The sequence below is a fragment of the Microbacterium sp. IEGM 1404 genome (assembly GCF_030056775.1).
Classification (GTDB): Bacteria; Actinomycetota; Actinomycetes; order Actinomycetales; family Microbacteriaceae; genus Microbacterium.
In genome coordinates, this window is record NZ_JASHKP010000003.1 from 680,075 (window position 1) to 696,607 (window position 16,533).

Consider the following 16,533-nt stretch of genomic DNA (forward strand, 5'->3'; position numbering starts at 1 on the left):
GGCGGATAGCGTGGATGCCATGATCGCAGCGCCCCGCGTGCCCCTGTCCGACGGTTCCTCCATCCCGCAGCTCGGCGTCGGCACGTACAAGGTCCCGTCCGAGGTGACGGCCGATCTCGTCGCCGGGGCGCTCGCCGCGGGCTACCGCCACATCGACACCGCGGCGCTCTACGGCAACGAGCGGGAGGTCGGCGAGGGCGTGCGGGCCTCCGGACTCGCGCGCGAGGACGTCTTCGTCACCACCAAGGTCTGGAACGACGATCAGGGTTTCGACGCGACCCTGCGGGCGTTCGACGCGAGCCTGGACCGGCTCGGTCTCGGCCGCGTCGACCTCTACCTCATCCACTGGCCGATCCCGAGTGCCGATCGCTACGTCGACACGTGGCGCGCGCTCGTGCGGCTCCGGGAGGAGGGGCGCGCGACCTCGATCGGCGTGAGCAACTTCTCGGCGACGCACATCGAACGGCTGCGCGACGAAACCGGCGTGCTGCCGGTCATCGATCAGGTCGAGCTGCACCCGCGGTTCCCTCAGCGCGAGCTCGTGGACTGGAACACCGCGCACGGGATCGTCACCGAGTCGTGGGCGCCGCTGGCCCGCGGCGGGCTGCTCGACGAACCCGTCCTCGCCGACATCGCCGCACGGTACGGCAAGACACCGGCCCAGGTCGTCATCCGGTGGCACCTCGATCGTGGCCTCGTCGTCTTCCCGAAGTCCGTCTCGCTCGATCGCCTGCGCGAGAACGGCGACGTGTTCGACTTCGCCCTCGACGACCAGGACCACGCGCAGATCGCCGCGCTCGAGACCGGCGAGCGGACGGGACGCGACCCCGACCTCGACTGAGAGAGCCGGGCGGCATCGCCCTGCCTATCATGGCCTGATGCCCGTGACCCGCCGTTCGCTGCCGCGCCGGTGGAACGCTCTTCCCGCCCTCGTGCGCGACGCCCCGCCGAGGGTGCTGCTGGTGGTCGGGGCGGTCGTCGTGGTGCTCGGGGCGCTGATCGTGTCGCGTCCGCTCACCTCGTTGGTGCTCCTGGGCGTCTACGTCGGGGCGAGCGCGGTGGTGATGGGGGTGCTCGAACTCGTCGGCCGGCCGGCCGGCTGGTGGGCGCGGGCGGTGTCGGCCGCGTGGATCCTGGCGGGCGTCGCGGTGCTGGTGTGGTTGGGACGCAGCCTCGAGCTGCTCCCGCCGGTGCTCGCGGTCCTCCTCGTCATCGGCGGCCTGGCCTCGATCGGACGCGCCGTCTCCCGTGGGACGGCGAGCTCGCGCGTGCTGTCGCTGGCGTGGGGGGTCGCGCAGGTCGCGTTCGGACTGCTCTCCTTCACCTGGCCCGACGTGACGGTGCTCGTGCTGGCCGTCGTCTTCGGTGTGCGCACCATCGTGTTCGGTGTCGGGATCTTCGCGCGCGGGGTCGTCGGCATCCGCCGTCCCCGTTCGACCCCCTTCGATGCCGAACGCGCCGTCCGGCGCCGACGCGTCCGCGCCGGGTGGGCGGCCGCCGGACGCTACGCGCTCTCGCTGATCCTCGTCGCGACCGCGGCGGGCGGCTGGTGGCTCAACGACTGGCTGGACGACGGCGCTCCGGTGGTCGACGCGTTCTACGACCCGCCCGCCCAGGTGCCGAGCGGGCACGGCCGACTCATCCGTTCCGACGCCTACCTCGGACGCCTGCCCGAGAACGGCGACGTCACGCGGATCCTGTACACGACCCGGGATGCCGTGGGCCGGGCGGCCGTGTCGAGCGCGCTGGTCATCGTGCCGAAGGACCCGCCCTCCGGCCCGCGCCCGGTCATCGTCTGGAACCACGGGACGACCGGGGTCGCGCAGGGCTGTGCGCCGAGCCTGCGTGACGCGTCGGCGACGAAGTGGTCGATCCCCGCGCTCGAGCAGGCGCTCAAGGCGGGCTGGGTGGTCGTGGCATCCGACTTCTCCGGGCAGGGTGCGCCAGGGGTCTATCCCTACCTGATCGGCGAGGGAGAGGCGCGGTCGTCGCTGGACGCGGTCCTGGCGGCGGGGGAGCTGCGCGCCGATCTGACCCTGTCGCCCGACACGGTGGTGTGGGGCCACTCGCAGGGCGGCCACGCGGCGCTGTGGACCACCGCGATCGCGCCCGAGTACGCCCCGGGGGTCGACGTGCTCGGCACCGCGGTCGTGGCGCCCGTCGCCGATCCGCCCGCGCTGGCGCGGGAACTGCTGTCCGGACCGCCGAACGCGATGCTGTCGGTCATCACGTCGTGGGTGCTCGTGCCGTACTCCCGCACGTACCCGGACGTCGCGCTCGACGACTACATCGCCGAGGGCTCCCGCTCGATCGTGCTCGAGATGACCCAGCGGTGCCCGAGCGAACCGGGCGTCGTGGTGTCTGTCCTCGCGGCCCTGGGGGTGTCGGAGGACCGGCCCCTCTACAGCGCCGATCTCACCGAGGGGGCGCTGGGCCGACGCCTCGCCGAGAACACCATCACCCAGCCGCTCGGAACGCCGATGCTCGTCGCGTGGGGCGCCGACGACGAGGTCATCCCGCCCCGACTCCAGCGGGACTACGTCGACCGGCTGTGCGCCGAGGGGCAACCGGTGCGGTGGGCGACCTACGCCGGGTACGACCACCTGCGCCCGATCCTGCCGAAGTCCCGGTTCCTGCCGGTGCTGTTCGACTGGACGAAAGACCTGATCGAGCGTCGATCGCAGGTCACCGACGGGTGCGGACTGCGCTGACCGGCGCATGCGTCGGCTGTGCGGCGACGAGGTGAAGATCCTGTGTCGCAGCCGATCCCTCTTGGCGAGTGCGGCCGGTTCTCATTACGGTCGGAGGGTGCCCGACATCACTTCTCCCGCGTCCGAGCTCCGCCCCACCCACCCGCTCGCGCTCGCGCCCGTGGCGGCCCCACCCGCGTCGGTCGACGGCTTCGTCCGTCGCTTCCTGCAGAACCTGAACTTCGACCAGGGTGTCGCCCTGTCGACATCCGACGACAACGACCGGTATCTGGCGCTGGCGGGGACGGTCCGCGACTACCTCATGGCGCGCTGGCTCGACGACCAGGCGCAGCAGAGCACGCAGCAGTCCAAGACGGTGTGCTACCTCTCCGCCGAGTATCTGCTGGGGCGCCAGCTCGACAACAACCTCCTGGCGGCCCGTCTGACCGACATCGCGACCGAAGCGCTCGCGCAGTGCGGCATCGACATCGCCGACCTCCGTGCGCTGGAGATCGAGCCCGGGCTCGGCAACGGCGGCCTCGGCCGTCTGGCGGCGTGCTTCATCGACTCGCTGGCCACGATGAGCATCCCCACGATCGGCTACGGCATCCGCTACGAGTACGGGATCTTCCGTCAGGCCTTCGCCGACGGGCAGCAGGTCGAGCAGCCGGACGCGTGGCTGCGGCTCGGCTCGCCGTGGGACTTCCCGCACCCCGAGGCCGCGCAGACCATCTCGTTCGCGGGTCACACCGAGACCTACGACGACGACGGCGTCGAGCGCACCCGCTGGGTGCCCGAGTGGAACGTCCTCGCCGTGCCCTACAACATGATGGTCCCCGGCTATCACAACGGCCGCGTGAACACCCTGCGCCTGTGGCGGGCGGTGGCGACGAACGCGTTCGACCTGCACACGTTCAACTCGGGCGACTACGTCGCGTCGGTGCGCGCGCAGACCTTCGCCGAGAACATCTCGAAGGTCCTCTACCCCGAGGACTCCACCCCGCAGGGCAAGGAGCTGCGTCTCCAGCAGCAGTACTTCTTCGTCGCGGCATCCATCGCCGACTTCGTCGAGAACGTGCTGCCGGAGGGCTTCGATCTGGCGAAGCTGCCCGAGCGCGTCATCTTCCAGCTCAACGACACCCACCCCGTCATCGGCGTGCCCGAGCTCATGCGCGTGCTCATCGACGAGAAGCACCTCGAGTGGGATGCCGCGTGGGCGATCACGCAGAAATGCTTCGCGTACACGTGCCACACCCTGCTGCCCGAAGCGCTGGAGGTGTGGTCGGTCGAACTGCTCGGACGGCTGCTGCCGCGGCACCTCGAGATCATCTACCGCATCAACGACGAGTTCCTGCTCGAGGTGCGCGACCGCTTCGGCGACGACGAGATGCTCATCCGCGACATGTCGATCATCGGCGAGCACCCCTACCGATCGGTGCGGATGGCCTACCTCGCCACGGTCGCGGGTTCCAAGGTGAACGGCGTCGCCGAACTGCACTCGCAGCTGCTGCGCGACAACGTCCTGAAGGACTTCGCGAAGATGTGGCCCGAGAAGTTCACGAACGTCACCAACGGAGTCACGCCGCGCCGGTTCCTGCGGCTCGCGAACCCCGAGCTCTCGGCCCTCATCACCGAGACGCTCGGCGCCGGCTGGACGGTCGACCTCGAGCGCCTGCGCGGGCTCGAGGCGTTCGCCGACGACCCCGAGTTCCGTGAGCGCTTCGCCGCGGTCAAGGCCGCGAACAAGCGCCGACTGAGTCGTGTGCTGGCCGCGCGCGACGGCACCTCCCTCGACGACGGACACCTGCTCGACGTCATGATCAAGCGCCTCCACGAGTACAAGCGGCAGACGCTCAAGGTGCTGCACATCGTGAGCACGTACGACGGCATCGTGTCCGGGCGCGTGAACGTGGAGGACGTGCAGCCGCGGACCTTCCTCTTCGGCGCCAAGGCCGCCCCCGGATACGCGATGGCCAAGCACATCATCCACCTCATCAACGCCGTGGGCGAGGTCGTCAACGCCGACCCGCGCGTCGAGGGTCGCCTGAAGGTGCTGTACCCGGCGAACTACAACGTCACCCTCGCCGAGAGCATCATCCCCGCGGCCGACCTGTCCGAGCAGATCTCCCTCGCAGGCAAGGAGGCCTCGGGCACCGGCAACATGAAGCTCGCGCTCAACGGCGCCCTCACCATCGGTACCGACGACGGCGCGAACGTCGAGATCCGCCAGCTCGTCGGCGACGACAACTTCTTCCTGTTCGGCATGAGCGAGCCCGAGGTGGAGGCGCTGTGGGCCGAGGGCTACCGTCCCGCCGACTTCTACCAGGCGGACGAACGCCTGCGCCGGGCGATCGACCTGATCGCCGCGGGCACGTTCTCGGACGGCGACCGGACGGTCTTCGAGCCGCTCATCTCCAACCTCCTGTACGACGACCGGTTCATGGCGCTCGCCGACTTCGGCACCTACATCGACGCGCAGGAGCGGGTCGACCTGGCCTATGCCGACCAGGACGCGTGGGTGCGCTCGGCGATCCTCAACGTCGCGCGCAGCGGCTTCTTCTCCTCCGACCGGGCGATGCGCGACTACCTCGACCGCATCTGGCACGCCACCCCGGTCAACTGAGCACGCCGGATGCCACGGCCCACGGGTCGTGGCATCCGGCGTTCTGTGGTGGGCTTCGAGAACACAACGCAGGAAACTCTGTCGGTCGGTGCCGCGAGGCCAGCGGCTCACCCCTCCCCGGCCCACGATCTCCTTCGTTGTGTACGCGGTTGGCGGGAAGGCGGCGGAGAGTGACCGTCCGACGCGGGTGCGCGGCGGCCGCGCGCGCAAGAGTGGGAACCCCAGCCCAGGAGGCCCCGTGCAGATCACCGACTTCCCCGTGCCCGACACCCTCGCCGCGCGGGGTTCGCTCGCGCTCGCCGAGGAGTACCAGTCACCCGCGATCACCGCGCACGCGCTGCGGTCCTGGCTGTGGGCCGAGGCGTTCGCGCTCGTCGACGGCATCGCCGACATCGATCACGAACTGCTCTACGTCTCGGCGGTGCTGCACGACATCGGCACCGTGACGGAGTTCGACAACCACACCCTGTCGTACGAGCACGCCGGCGGCCACGTGGGCATCGCCCTCACGGCCGGCGCCGGGTGGGAGCGTGCGCGACGGGAGCGCGTGCTCGACGTCATCGTGCGGCACAACTGGCCGAGCGTGGACCCCGAGATGGATGCCGAGGGGTATTTGCTCGAAACCGCGACAGCGTTGGACATCTCGGGGGCGCGGCCCGACGCCCTGCCACCGGAGTTCGTGCGCGAGGTGCTCACCGCGCATCCGCGCGGCGCGCTCGCAGCCGAGTTCGGCGCGTGCGTCGTCGATCAGGCGCGGCGCAAGCCCGACACCGCGGCGCGACGCCTGGTCGACGGGGGAGTGCTCGACAAGTTGGCGGCGAACCCGCTGGAGCGCATGGCCGGGCCAGGTCGCGGGGGAGCCGGCATCCGGGTATCGTAGGAGGGTTGTCGGCGCCGTTCGTGCCGACGAGAGCTGAATACGGAGGGTCTTGTGGACATCGATCTCGCACTTCTGAAGACGATCGAACGCGAGAAGGAGATCCCCTTCGACGAACTCGCGCGCATCATCGAACAGGCGATCCTCACCGCCTACGCCAAGCACATCTCGCCCAGCGGCGAGATCCCCGCCGGGGCGCGGGCGGAGCTCGACCGCAAGAGCGGCCACGTCGGCATCTACACCCCCGTCCTCGACGAGGAGGGTGCGGTGATCGGCGAGGAGGAGCAGGCCCCCGACGACTTCGGTCGCATCGCCGCGTTCGCCGCGAAGCAGGTCATCAGCCAGCGTCTGCGCGACATCGCCGACGACGCCGTGCTGGGGGAGTTCAAGGGCAAGGAAGGCGACATCGTCGCCGGCGTCGTGCAGCAGGGTCCGAACCCGCGCATGGTGCACGTCGACCTCGGCACGGTCGAGGCGATCCTGCCGCCCGAGGAGCAGGTGCCCGGCGAGACCTACGCGCACGGTTCGCGGCTTCGCGTGTACGTGACCAGCGTGTCGAAGGGCACCAAGGGCCCGCAGATCACCGTCTCGCGCACCCACCCCGGGCTCGTCCGCAAGCTCTTCGCCCTCGAGGTCCCCGAGATCGCCGGCGGCCTGGTCGAGATCGTCTCGCTCGCCCGCGAGGCCGGCCACCGCACGAAGATCGCGGTCAAGGCCAACGACCCGACCGTCAACGCCAAGGGCGCCTGCATCGGCGAACTCGGCCGCCGGGTGCGCGCCGTGACCGAGGAGCTGGCCGGCGAGAAGATCGACATCATCGACTACGACGCCGAGCTGCCCAAGTTCGTCGCCAACGCCCTGTCGCCCGCGAAGGTCACGTCCAGCTTCGTCCTGGATGCCACGACCAAGGCCGTCCGCGCGCTGGTGCCCGACTACCAGCTGTCTCTGGCCATCGGCAAGGAGGGGCAGAACGCCCGACTCGCCGCCAAGCTGACCGGCGCGAAGATCGACATCCAGCCGGACAGCATCCTCGAAGACAACTGAGCGTCCGTCGTCCGGACGACGGCGAGGTGTACGATGGAACCTGTACGAACGTGCGTCGGATGCCGCGCACGTGCCCCCCGATCATCGCTTCTGCGTGTGGTCGCGGACGGGTCGGTCCTCGTCAGAGACGAGCGGGCGGTCCTGCCGGGACGGGGCGCGTGGGTGCACGAGACGGACGCGTGCGTCGGGAAAGCTCTCGCACGCCGCGCCTTCGTACGAGCATTGCGTGTGTCAGGCCCGCTTGACACGCAGACCTTCGAATCACACCACCAGCGAAAAGGCTGAACGGCTATGGACACGAAGTGAACGGCTCGAAATGAGACCCGTCCGCAACTAGCGGTCTGCCCTGTCCGGGGGAGGCCCTCAGACAGGAGAATTGTGGCAAAACCACGCGTGCACGAGATCGCTTCCGAGCTCGGCGTCGACAGTAAAGTCGCGCTCGCGAAGCTGAAGGAGCTCGGCGAATTCGTCAAGAGCCCTTCGTCCACCATCGAACCCCCGGTGGCCCGTAAGCTCCGCGCCGCCCTCGCGGCCGAGGGCTCCTCGGGGTCGTCGGATGCCAAGCCCGCCGCCGCTGCGTCCCGCCCGGGCGCCCGTCCCGGCCCCGCGCGTCCCGCGGCGACCCCCGGTGCGCGCCCGTCCGGCCCCACGCCCGGCCCGGCGCGTCCGGCTGCGCCGAAGAGCGCACCCGAGCCCGCGGCTCCGGCGCCCGCGGCATCCGCTCCCGCTCCGGCCGAGTCCGCCCCGGCGGCTCCCGCATCGCAGGCCCCGAGCCCCGGTTCGCAGGCCCCCGCATCGCAGGCTCCGGCTTCGCAGGCGCCCAAGCCCGGCGGCCCCAAGCCCGGCCCCAGCGCGCCCCCGCGCCCGGGCGGCGCACGCCCCGGCAACAACCCCTTCGCTTCGGCGCAGGGCATGGGTCAGCGTCCCGCCGGCCCGCGCCCGGGCAACAACCCCTTCGCCTCGGCGCAGGGCATGGGCCAGCGCCCGACCCCCGGCAACATCCCGCGTCCCCAGGCCCCGCGCCCGGGTGCTCCGCGTCCCGGCGCCCCGCGTCCCGGTGGTGCCGGTCGTCCCGGTGGCGGCGGTCGTCCCGGCGCGCCGTTCCAGCAGCGTCCCGGCGGTCCCGGTCGTCCCGGCGGTGCCGGTGGCGGCTTCCAGCGCCCCGGTGGCGCCCCGGGTGCTCCCGGTGGCGGCGGGTTCGCCGGTCGTCCCGGTGGCGGCGGTGGCCGCGGACGCGGCCCCGGCGGTGGTACCGCGGGTGCCTTCGGTAAGGGTGGCGGCAAGTCCAAGCAGCGCAAGTCGCGTCGGGCGAAGCGGCAGGAATTCGAGATGCGGTCGGCGCCGGTCGTCGGCGGCGTCAACGTCTCGAAGGGCAACGGCGAGATCATCCGCCTGCGTCGCGGCGCCTCGATCGCCGACTTCGCGGACAAGCTCGAGGCCCTGCGCGGCTACACCGTGCAGCCCGGCACGCTCGTGACGATCCTGTTCAACCTGGGCGAGATGGCCACCGCGACCGAGTCGCTGGACGAGGCCACGTTCGAGGTGCTCGGCGCCGAGCTGGGCTACAAGATCCAGATGGTCTCGCCCGAGGACGAGGACAAAGAGCTCCTCGAGGGCTTCGGTCTCGACCTCGATGCCGAGCTGGAGGCCGAGAGCGAGGACGACCTCGAGATCCGTCCTCCCGTGGTCACCGTCATGGGCCACGTCGACCACGGTAAGACCCGACTGCTCGACGCCATCCGCCAGACGAACGTCGTGGCGGGCGAGGCCGGCGGCATCACGCAGCACATCGGTGCGTACCAGGTCTGGACCGAGCACGAGGGCATCGAGCGCGCCATCACCTTCATCGACACCCCGGGTCACGAGGCGTTCACCGCCATGCGTGCCCGCGGTGCGCAGGTGACCGACATCGCGATCCTCGTGGTCGCGGCCGACGACGGCATCATGCCCCAGACGGTCGAGGCGCTGAACCACGCCCAGGCGGCGAACGTGCCGATCGTGGTCGCGGTCAACAAGGTCGACAAGCCGGATGCCAACCCCGCCAAGGTGCGCCAGCAGCTCACCGAGTACGGTCTGGTCGCCGAGGAGTACGGCGGCGACGTCATGTTCGTCGACGTCTCGGCCCGCCAGGGCACGAACATCCAGGAACTCCTGGACGCCGTGCTGCTGACCGCCGACGCCGGTCTCGACCTGACGGCCAACCCGAACAAGGCGGCACGCGGTGTCGCGATCGAAGCGAAGCTCGACAAGGGCCGCGGTTCGGTGGCGACGGTGCTCATCCAGTCCGGAACGCTGCGCGTCGGCGACGCGATCGTCGCGGGTACGGCCTACGGCCGCGTCCGCGCCATGATCGACGAGAACGGCGACGCGGTCGACGAGGCCTACCCCTCGCGTCCCGTCCAGGTGCAGGGACTCAACTCGGTCCCGCGCGCCGGCGACGTCTTCATCGTCACCGAGGAAGACCGCACCGCGCGTCAGATCGCCGAGAAGCGCGAAGCCGCCGAGCGCAACGCCCAGCTGGCCAAGGCCCGCAAGCGCATCTCGCTCGAGGACTTCACCCGCGCTCTCGAAGAGGGCAAGGTCGAGTCGCTCAACCTCATCATCAAGGGTGACGTGTCGGGTGCCGTCGAGGCGCTCGAGGAATCGCTGCTCAAGATCGAGGTCGACGACAGCGTCCAGCTGCGCATCATCCACCGTGGTGTGGGTGCGATCACCGAGTCGGACATCAACCTGGCCACGATCGACAACGCGATCGTGATCGGCTTCAACGTCCGTCCCGACACGAAGGCCCGCGAGCGCGCCGCCCGCGAGGGTGTGGACGTCCGGTTCTACTCGGTCATCTACAACGCGATCGACGACGTCGAGCAGTCGCTCAAGGGCCTGCTCAAGCCGGAGTTCGAAGAGGTGCAGTCGGGTGTCGCCGAGATCCGCGAGGTGTTCCGCTCCTCGAAGTTCGGCAACATCGCCGGTGTCATCGTCCGCTCGGGCACGATCACGCGCAACGCCAAGGCGCGCGTCATCCGCGACGGCGTCGTGCTGGCCGACGGCCTGCAGATCGAGTCGCTGCGCCGGTTCAAGGACGACGTCACCGAGGTCCGCACGGACTTCGAGGCCGGTATCGGACTCGGCAAGTACAACGACATCCAGATCGGTGACGAGATCGAGACCACCGAAATGGTCGAGAAGCCGCGAGGCTGATCGCACCTGGCGGGAGTCGCGTCTTCGGGCGCGGCTCCCGCTTCGGCCTGCGGGGGTGTGCATCTCCCCGAGCAGAGCGGGGCCCCTACCCCGATGCTCGTGGAGATGCACACCCCCTCCGGCCTACGCTGGGGCGGCGTCCGTAACGGGACGCCCACCTGCCGTGATCGCTCGCGGCGGTATGAGAGAAGGAGAAGGCAGTGGCAGGAGAGCGACAGGCCCGCGTGGCCGACCGCATCCGGGTGGTCCTCGCGGAGCGCCTCGAGAAGGGGCTGCGCGACCCGCGGCTCGGATTCGTGACGATCACCGATGTGCGGGTGACCGGCGACCTGCAGCATGCCTCGGTGTTCTACACCGTGATGGGTGACGAAGCGCACCGGGCCGACACGGCCGCGGCGCTGAAGTCGGCCACGGGGATGCTGCGCAGCGAAGTGGGCAAAAACCTCAACACGCGGCTGACGCCGACGCTGGAGTTCATCCTCGACGCCATCCCGGAGAACGCCGACCACATCTCGGCGCTCCTGCGCGAAGCGCGCGAGCGCGACGAGTCGGTCGCCGGTCTCGCCGCGAGCGCGTCGTACGCCGGCGAAGCCGACCCATACGTCAAGCCGCGGGAGTTCGACGAGGACGATGAAGACGAGGACGACGAGCGCGACTGACGCGCGTCGTCTGGACGGCCGGATGCCGCCCCCGCAGGGGGCGCGTCCGGCCGTTCGTCGTTCCGCCTCGCGGCGCGCGGGCTTCTCCGTCGCGCGGGGGAGGTGGTGGCATCCACCGGTTCGTAGGCTCGGCGCATGACCGCTTCGTCTCGCCCGGACTGGCTCGCCATCGGCGTCTTCGCCGTCACCTGCGTCGCCCTGTCGTGGCTCGTGGCTCTGCCGCTGTGGCTCCGGGGGCAGGGGCTCGCGGATCCGTTCCTCGGGCTCGTCGCCGCTGCCATGATGTTCACCCCGTCGCTCGGTGTCGTCGCGGCGCTGCTGGTCCAGCGGCGCACGCGCGGGCGTCGCGGCGCGCGCGCCGTGCTGCGCGAGCTCGGCATGTGGCCCCTTCGGCCGGCCGCCCGGACCGTCTGGATGTGTGTGGCCGTGATCATCGCCGCCCCGCTCCTGGTCGCGATCGGTCTCGCGATCGTCGGCGCGCTCGGCCTCGCGACGTTCGACCTGGTGGGGTTCTCGGGCTTCCAGAGGACGCTCGAAGAGGCGGTTCCGGCGGGGACTCCGCTGCCGCCGGTGGGGTTGCTCGTCGCGGTCCAGCTCGCCACCATCCCCATCGGCGCGGTCATCAACGCGCCGTTCGCGTTCGGGGAGGAGCTCGGCTGGCGCGGGTTCCTGCTTCCCGCCCTCCGGCCGCTGGGCGTGTGGCCCGCGCTCCTGGTCTCCGGCGCCTTCTGGGGGTTCTGGCACGCGCCGCTGATCCTCCTCGGATACAACTTCCTCGAGCCCAACGCGTTCGGTGTGCTCCTGATGATCGTCGGGTGCATCCTCTTCGGCATCCTGATCGGGTGGACCCGGCTGCGCACCGCGTCGGTCTGGCCAGCGGTGTTCGCCCACGGAGCCTTCAACGCCTCGGCGGGGCTCGGGGCGCTCGTCGTCGCGGCCGACTCCGCCACGCCGTCCCCGGTGATCGCCGGTCCGCTGGGCGTCGTGATGTGGGGCGTCTTCGCCGTCGTGGTCGCGGTCCTCGTCCTGTCGGGGCAGTTCCGCGCCGATCGGCTCGACGCACGGCTCGGCCCCGACCCGGTCCGGGTCGACGCACCAGCGGGCACGCCGTCGTCCTGAACCGCGGCGGTCAGCGGGGGAGGAAGAGCGCGCCGCCCTCGGCCTCGGCGAGCCCGTCGGAGATGAGCGAGTCGATGGCGCGGTCGCGCTGCACCGGATCGGGCCAGTCGGGCACGACGTCGTCGAGGAGCACGGCGGCCGGCGCCGCCTCGCGCAGCACGCGCAGCACCGCGCCGCGCGCCTGTCGATCGCTTCCCTCGTATTTCGCCTGGCGTCGCCGGCGATCCTCGGATGCCGGATACCCCGCCGCTCGCCACGCGCATTGCGGCGCGAGGGGACAGACGTCGCACTTCGGCGCGCGGGCTGTGCACACGATCGCCCCGAGCTCCATCGCCGCCGCGTTGACGATCGCCGCCTCGCCGATGTCGTCGGGGAGCTCCGCGGTCATCCGGGCGAGATCCGCCTTGCCCGGCGATCCGGGCTGGGCGACGCCGTCGACGACACGGGCGAGGACGCGGCGGGTGTTCGTGTCGACGACGGGATGCCGGTCGCCGTAGGCGAACACCGCCACGGCACGGGCCGTGTAGTCGCCGATGCCGGTGAGCGCGAGCAGCGCATCGACATCGCGCGGCACGGTCCCGTCGTGACGGTCGCGGATCTCGACGGCGGCGCGGTGCAGCCAGAGGGCGCGCCGCGGGTATCCCAGGTTCGCCCACTGGGTGACGGCCTCGGCGGGGGCGGCCGCGGCCAGGTCCGCCGGCGTCGGCCAGCGCTCCAGCCACGCTTCGAGGTGGGGGATGACGCGCGCGACGGGGGTCTGCTGCAGCATGAACTCGCTGACGAGGGTGCCCCACGCGCCGAATCCCGGCCGGCGCCACGGCAGATCCCGCGCGCTGCCGCGGTACCAGGCGATGAGCGGCGCGGCGATCCCTGGCATCCCTCCACCCTATGGTCGGCGCGCCGCGTCCATCCCACCCGCATAAACGCGATCCGCGCTCATAAACGCGATGCCATCGCGTTTATGAGCGCCGATCGCGTTTATGCGTGCGAAGTCATGCGCCGGACGCGCCACGGCAGTGATCGACGCGCGCCCGCGGGAAGCGCGCAGGGAGCAGCCCCGGTCGCGAGCGCGGCGCCGGGAGCGACCGTAGGCTGGAGGCATGTCGAGCGAGAACCCCGTCGAGACCGTGCAGCGGAGCCTCCGCGACCTGATGCGCCAGAACGCGGGCAACGGGCGACTCGTCGTCGCGATCGACGCGCTGGATGCCGCTGCCGCCACGGCCTTCGCGAACGGTTTCGCCACGGCGGTCGGCGAGGACGGCACGGCCGTCTTCCGCGCGACACTCGCCGACGACGCCGGCGACGTGCGCGGGCGGATCGTCGCCCCCTTCCGCGCGGGAGAGCCATTCGACGGCAGCAGCACGCCCGCCCCCGAACGCGCGGTCCTCGTCGTCGACGGCCGCTTCCTCCACGCCTCAGGTCTCCGGGGCCTCTGGAACTGGTCGGTGTGGCTCGAGGCGAACCCGCCGATCGGGACTCCGCGCCCTGAGCTGCCGGATGCCGAGAAGCAGTACGTCCGCACCGCGCGGCCGCGGGTCGCGGCATCCGTCATCGTCGAGAATTCCGACCCCGCGCACCCCGTGCAGGTGTTCGGCGACTTCTGCTGATGGCGCGCGCCGGCATCCTCCTGGTCGACAAGCCGGGGGGCATCACCAGCCATGACGTCGTGGCGCGGGCGCGCCGCGCCCTCGGTACCCGCAAGATCGGTCACGCGGGCACGCTCGACCCGATGGCCACCGGACTCCTCGTGCTCGGCGTCGAGGGCGCGACGCGCCTGCTCACCTACATCGTGGGGGCCGACAAGACGTACGAGGCGACCATCCTGCTGGGGGTCTCGACCGACAGCGACGACGCCGACGGCGTCGAGACGGCGCGAGCGGATGCGGCCGTCGTCGCCGCCGTGACCGACGCGGCGATCGACGCCGGCATCCTCGACCTCACCGGAGAGATCGACCAGGTGCCGAGCACGGTCTCGGCCATCAAGGTGCAGGGTCGCCGCGCGTACGATCTCGCCCGCGCAGGCGAAACCGTGGAGCTGAAGGCCCGTCGGGTGACCGTGTCGCGTTTCGAGGTCCGCGAAACGCGGCGCGAGGGTGCGACCATCGCGCTCGACGTCGTCGTGGACTGCACCAGCGGCACGTACATCCGCGCGCTCGCTCGGGATCTCGGCGCGGCGCTCGGGGTCGGCGGCCACCTCACCGCGCTCCGGCGCACCCGCATCGGAGCCTTCGACGTCGCCGCCGCGGTGACGGTCGACGACATCGCCGAGACCGCCCTCGTGAAACCGGCGACCGCCGCGGCCGTGGTCGTCGGTGCGCTCGCGGTCGGTGCGGACGAGGCGCGCGACCTGCGCCACGGCAAGCGCATCGACGGGGGCGGCCGCCTCACGGGGGAACGCGCAGCGGCGATCGATCCGGACGGACGACTCGTGGGGATCGTCGAGCGCCGGGGGACTCAGCTCAAGAGCGTCATGAACATGCCCGAGGAGGTCGCGGGATGATCCTGTGGTTCACACTCACGCAGGTGGGGATCGCCGTGCTGGCGGGCCTCATCGCGGTCGTCGCGGGGCTCGTCGGACGACGCCCGTCCGACCTGACCGTCGGGGCGCTGGCCCTCATCGAGGTGCTCCTGATCGTCCAGATCGTCATCGCCCTCGTCTCGCCGTTCGCCGGGAACCCGCCGACGGGGAGCCTGCTGGAGTTCTGGACCTACCTCGTCTCCGCCGCGCTCCTGCCGCCGGCGGGGGCAGCGTGGGCTCTCATCGAACGCAGCCGCTGGAGCACCGTCGTCATGGGGGTCGCCGCCCTCGCCGTCGCCGTCATGGTGTGGCGCATGCACGCGATCTGGACGGTGCAGGTGGCCTGACGGCCGCCGCCGCACGGTGAGCGCGGGCACCGTCCGAACTAGACTCGGAAGGTCATGGCATCCACCACTCCCGCCCGCACCCGCGGAATGACCGGCATCGGCCGGGTCCTCGTGATCGTCTACGGCATCATGGCGCTCGCCGCGACCGGCCGGTCGTTCGTGCAGATCGTCCGCGAGTTCGACGACGCCCCCGTCGCGTACTCGCTCTCGGCGCTCGCCGCGGTCGTGTACATCCTGGCCACGCTCGCGCTGATCTTCTCCGCGCGTCCGGCCTGGTACCGCGTCGCCTGGGTCGCGATCGGCTTCGAGCTGGTCGGAGTCCTGGTCGTCGGCACCCTGAGCCTGGCGCTGCCCTCGCTCTTCCAGCACCCGACGGTGTGGTCGGTGTACGGCATCGGCTACCTGTTCATCCCGCTCGTACTGCCGTTCCTCGGTCTCTGGTGGCTGATCCGGCATCGCAGGACGGCATCGTGATCGTCTTCCGCGACCCGGCGGAGGTGCCGTCGGGCTTCGGTCCCTCGGTCGTCGCGATCGGGAAGTTCGACGGTGTGCACACCGGTCATCGGGCCGTCATCGATCGCGCCCGCGTGGAGGCGGCGGACGGTGCTCAGGTCGTCGCCGTCACCTTCGACCGCAACCCGCTGAGCGTCCTCCGGCCCGACAGGTGCCCGCCCGACGTGATCGGCCCGCACCAGAAGCTCGAACTGCTCGATCGCGCGGGAGTGGATGCCACGCTCCTGCTGACCTTCGATGAGACGCGCGCCGCACAGCCGGCCGAGGATTTCGTCCGTGAGGTGCTGGTCGACGCGCTCGCCGCCCGCACCGTGCTCGTCGGGCGCGACTTCCGGTTCGGTGCCGGCGGCGCCGGCGACCCCGATCTCCTCGAGCAGTTGGGGGAGCGGGACGGCTTCCGCGTCGATGTGGTCGACGACGTCCGCGCCGTGCACGCCGACCGCCGTGTGTCGTCGACGTGGATCCGCGAGGCGCTCGCGGCGGGCGACATCGCCACCGCCGCCCGGCTCCTGGGTCGCGCGCCGTCGGTGTGGGGCGAGGTGGTGCACGGGCTCAAGCGCGGGCGCGAGCTCGGGTATCCGACGGCGAACCTCTCGCCCGATCTCGAGGGTTTCGTGGCCGCCGACGGCGTGTACGCCGGGTGGCTGATCGACGTGGACGGTGCTCGACGCATCAGCTATCCGGCCGCGATCAGCATCGGGACCAACCCCACGTTCGACGACGTGCACCAGCGGCAGGTCGAGGTGTACGTCCTCGACGAGACCGACCTCGACCTGTACGGGCACCACGTGGAGGTGCGTTTCGTCGAGCGCGTCCGGGGCATGGCGGCGTTCGACGGTGTCGATGCGCTGCTCGTGCAGATGGCCGACGACGTCGAGCGCGTGCGCGGCATCCTGCGCTGATCCGCGACCGCGCGGCATCCCGTGCCGTCGCCCGCGACCGCGC

The 16,533-nt window shown here is 71.1% G+C and carries 15 protein-coding genes; 14 read left to right on the forward strand and 1 reads right to left on the reverse strand.

Features of this window, described 5'->3' with window-relative positions:
- The first annotated feature begins 19 nt into the window (after positions 1 to 19).
- The 9 genes from QM517_RS13850 to QM517_RS13890 all read left to right on the forward strand — a co-directional run bounded on the left by QM517_RS13850 (position 20) and on the right by QM517_RS13890 (position 12,210).
- Positions 20 to 841 (forward strand): aldo/keto reductase, encoded by an 822-nt coding sequence (locus QM517_RS13850; RefSeq protein WP_283288154.1) that lies wholly within the window; start codon positions 20 to 22, stop codon positions 839 to 841.
- A 37-nt stretch (positions 842 to 878) separates the two neighbouring features.
- The gene (locus QM517_RS13855) at positions 879 to 2,711 is read left to right on the forward strand and encodes a lipase family protein (protein ID WP_283288156.1); all 1,833 of its coding nucleotides are present in this window, start codon (positions 879 to 881) and stop codon (positions 2,709 to 2,711) included.
- A gap of 106 nt (positions 2,712 to 2,817) precedes the next feature.
- Positions 2,818 to 5,313 (forward strand): glycogen/starch/alpha-glucan phosphorylase, encoded by a 2,496-nt coding sequence (locus QM517_RS13860; protein ID WP_374114695.1) that lies wholly within the window; start codon positions 2,818 to 2,820, stop codon positions 5,311 to 5,313.
- Positions 5,314 to 5,551: 238 nt separating this feature from the next.
- Complete coding sequence (locus QM517_RS13865) at positions 5,552 to 6,193, forward strand: HD domain-containing protein (RefSeq protein WP_283288159.1); 642 nt, start codon at positions 5,552 to 5,554, stop codon at positions 6,191 to 6,193.
- Between the two features lie 51 nt (positions 6,194 to 6,244).
- The gene (nusA, locus tag QM517_RS13870) at positions 6,245 to 7,234 is read left to right on the forward strand and encodes a transcription termination factor NusA (RefSeq protein ID WP_076490889.1); all 990 of its coding nucleotides are present in this window, start codon (positions 6,245 to 6,247) and stop codon (positions 7,232 to 7,234) included.
- A gap of 33 nt (positions 7,235 to 7,267) precedes the next feature.
- The gene (locus tag QM517_RS13875) at positions 7,268 to 7,519 is read left to right on the forward strand and encodes a YlxR family protein (protein ID WP_077050227.1); all 252 of its coding nucleotides are present in this window, start codon (positions 7,268 to 7,270) and stop codon (positions 7,517 to 7,519) included.
- Between the two features lie 93 nt (positions 7,520 to 7,612).
- On the forward strand, positions 7,613 to 10,432 hold the full coding sequence (gene infB, locus QM517_RS13880) for a translation initiation factor IF-2 (RefSeq protein WP_308208906.1): 2,820 nt from the start codon (positions 7,613 to 7,615) through the stop codon (positions 10,430 to 10,432).
- A gap of 200 nt (positions 10,433 to 10,632) precedes the next feature.
- Entirely contained in the window at positions 10,633 to 11,091 is a 459-nt protein-coding gene (gene rbfA / locus QM517_RS13885) for a 30S ribosome-binding factor RbfA (protein WP_077050225.1), read from the forward strand.
- 135 nt (positions 11,092 to 11,226) lie between these two features.
- Positions 11,227 to 12,210: a CPBP family intramembrane glutamic endopeptidase gene (locus QM517_RS13890; RefSeq protein ID WP_283288163.1), complete on the forward strand. Its 984-nt coding sequence runs from the start codon at positions 11,227 to 11,229 to the stop codon at positions 12,208 to 12,210.
- A gap of 10 nt (positions 12,211 to 12,220) precedes the next feature.
- On the opposite strand, the gene QM517_RS13895 is transcribed toward QM517_RS13890, so the two are convergent.
- Complete coding sequence (locus tag QM517_RS13895) at positions 12,221 to 13,087, reverse strand: A/G-specific adenine glycosylase (RefSeq protein ID WP_283288166.1); 867 nt, start codon at positions 13,085 to 13,087, stop codon at positions 12,221 to 12,223.
- Positions 13,088 to 13,310: 223 nt separating this feature from the next.
- Here QM517_RS13895 and QM517_RS13900 point away from each other — a divergent pair, with 223 nt between their 5' ends.
- Genes QM517_RS13900 through QM517_RS13920 form a run of 5 tightly spaced genes read left to right on the forward strand, consistent with a single transcriptional unit; the run spans position 13,311 to position 16,490 of the window.
- On the forward strand, positions 13,311 to 13,817 hold the full coding sequence (locus tag QM517_RS13900; RefSeq protein WP_077050222.1) for a hypothetical protein: 507 nt from the start codon (positions 13,311 to 13,313) through the stop codon (positions 13,815 to 13,817).
- Complete coding sequence (gene truB, locus QM517_RS13905; RefSeq protein WP_283288168.1) at positions 13,817 to 14,710, forward strand: tRNA pseudouridine(55) synthase TruB; 894 nt, start codon at positions 13,817 to 13,819, stop codon at positions 14,708 to 14,710. The genes QM517_RS13900 and truB overlap by 1 nt, the downstream gene beginning before the upstream one ends.
- On the forward strand, positions 14,707 to 15,075 hold the full coding sequence (locus tag QM517_RS13910; protein ID WP_077050220.1) for a hypothetical protein: 369 nt from the start codon (positions 14,707 to 14,709) through the stop codon (positions 15,073 to 15,075). The genes truB and QM517_RS13910 overlap by 4 nt, the downstream gene beginning before the upstream one ends.
- Positions 15,076 to 15,129: 54 nt before the next feature.
- Positions 15,130 to 15,549 carry a hypothetical protein gene (locus QM517_RS13915; RefSeq protein WP_077050219.1) on the forward strand — a complete coding sequence of 140 codons (420 nt, stop codon included), beginning with the start codon at positions 15,130 to 15,132 and terminating at the stop codon, positions 15,547 to 15,549.
- Positions 15,546 to 16,490: a bifunctional riboflavin kinase/FAD synthetase gene (locus QM517_RS13920; protein WP_308208912.1), complete on the forward strand. Its 945-nt coding sequence runs from the start codon at positions 15,546 to 15,548 to the stop codon at positions 16,488 to 16,490. The genes QM517_RS13915 and QM517_RS13920 overlap by 4 nt, the downstream gene beginning before the upstream one ends.
- The last annotated feature ends 43 nt before the right edge of the window (positions 16,491 to 16,533 follow it).

Bases quoted from the DNA above. Each gene is read 5' to 3' on its own strand.
- QM517_RS13850 (WP_283288154.1), top strand. From the start codon at position 20: ATGATCGCAGCGCCCCGCGTGCCCCTGTCCGACGGTTCCTCCATCCCG.
- QM517_RS13855 (WP_283288156.1), top strand. From the start codon at position 879: ATGCCCGTGACCCGCCGTTCGCTGCCGCGCCGGTGGAACGCTCTTCCC.
- QM517_RS13875 (WP_077050227.1), top strand. From the start codon at position 7,268: ATGGAACCTGTACGAACGTGCGTCGGATGCCGCGCACGTGCCCCCCGA.
- QM517_RS13890 (WP_283288163.1), top strand. From the start codon at position 11,227: ATGACCGCTTCGTCTCGCCCGGACTGGCTCGCCATCGGCGTCTTCGCC.
- QM517_RS13895 (WP_283288166.1), bottom strand. From the start codon at position 13,087: ATGCCAGGGATCGCCGCGCCGCTCATCGCCTGGTACCGCGGCAGCGCG.
- QM517_RS13900 (WP_077050222.1), top strand. From the start codon at position 13,311: ATGTCGAGCGAGAACCCCGTCGAGACCGTGCAGCGGAGCCTCCGCGAC.
- truB (WP_283288168.1), top strand. From the start codon at position 13,817: ATGGCGCGCGCCGGCATCCTCCTGGTCGACAAGCCGGGGGGCATCACC.
- QM517_RS13910 (WP_077050220.1), top strand. From the start codon at position 14,707: ATGATCCTGTGGTTCACACTCACGCAGGTGGGGATCGCCGTGCTGGCG.
- QM517_RS13915 (WP_077050219.1), top strand. From the start codon at position 15,130: ATGGCATCCACCACTCCCGCCCGCACCCGCGGAATGACCGGCATCGGC.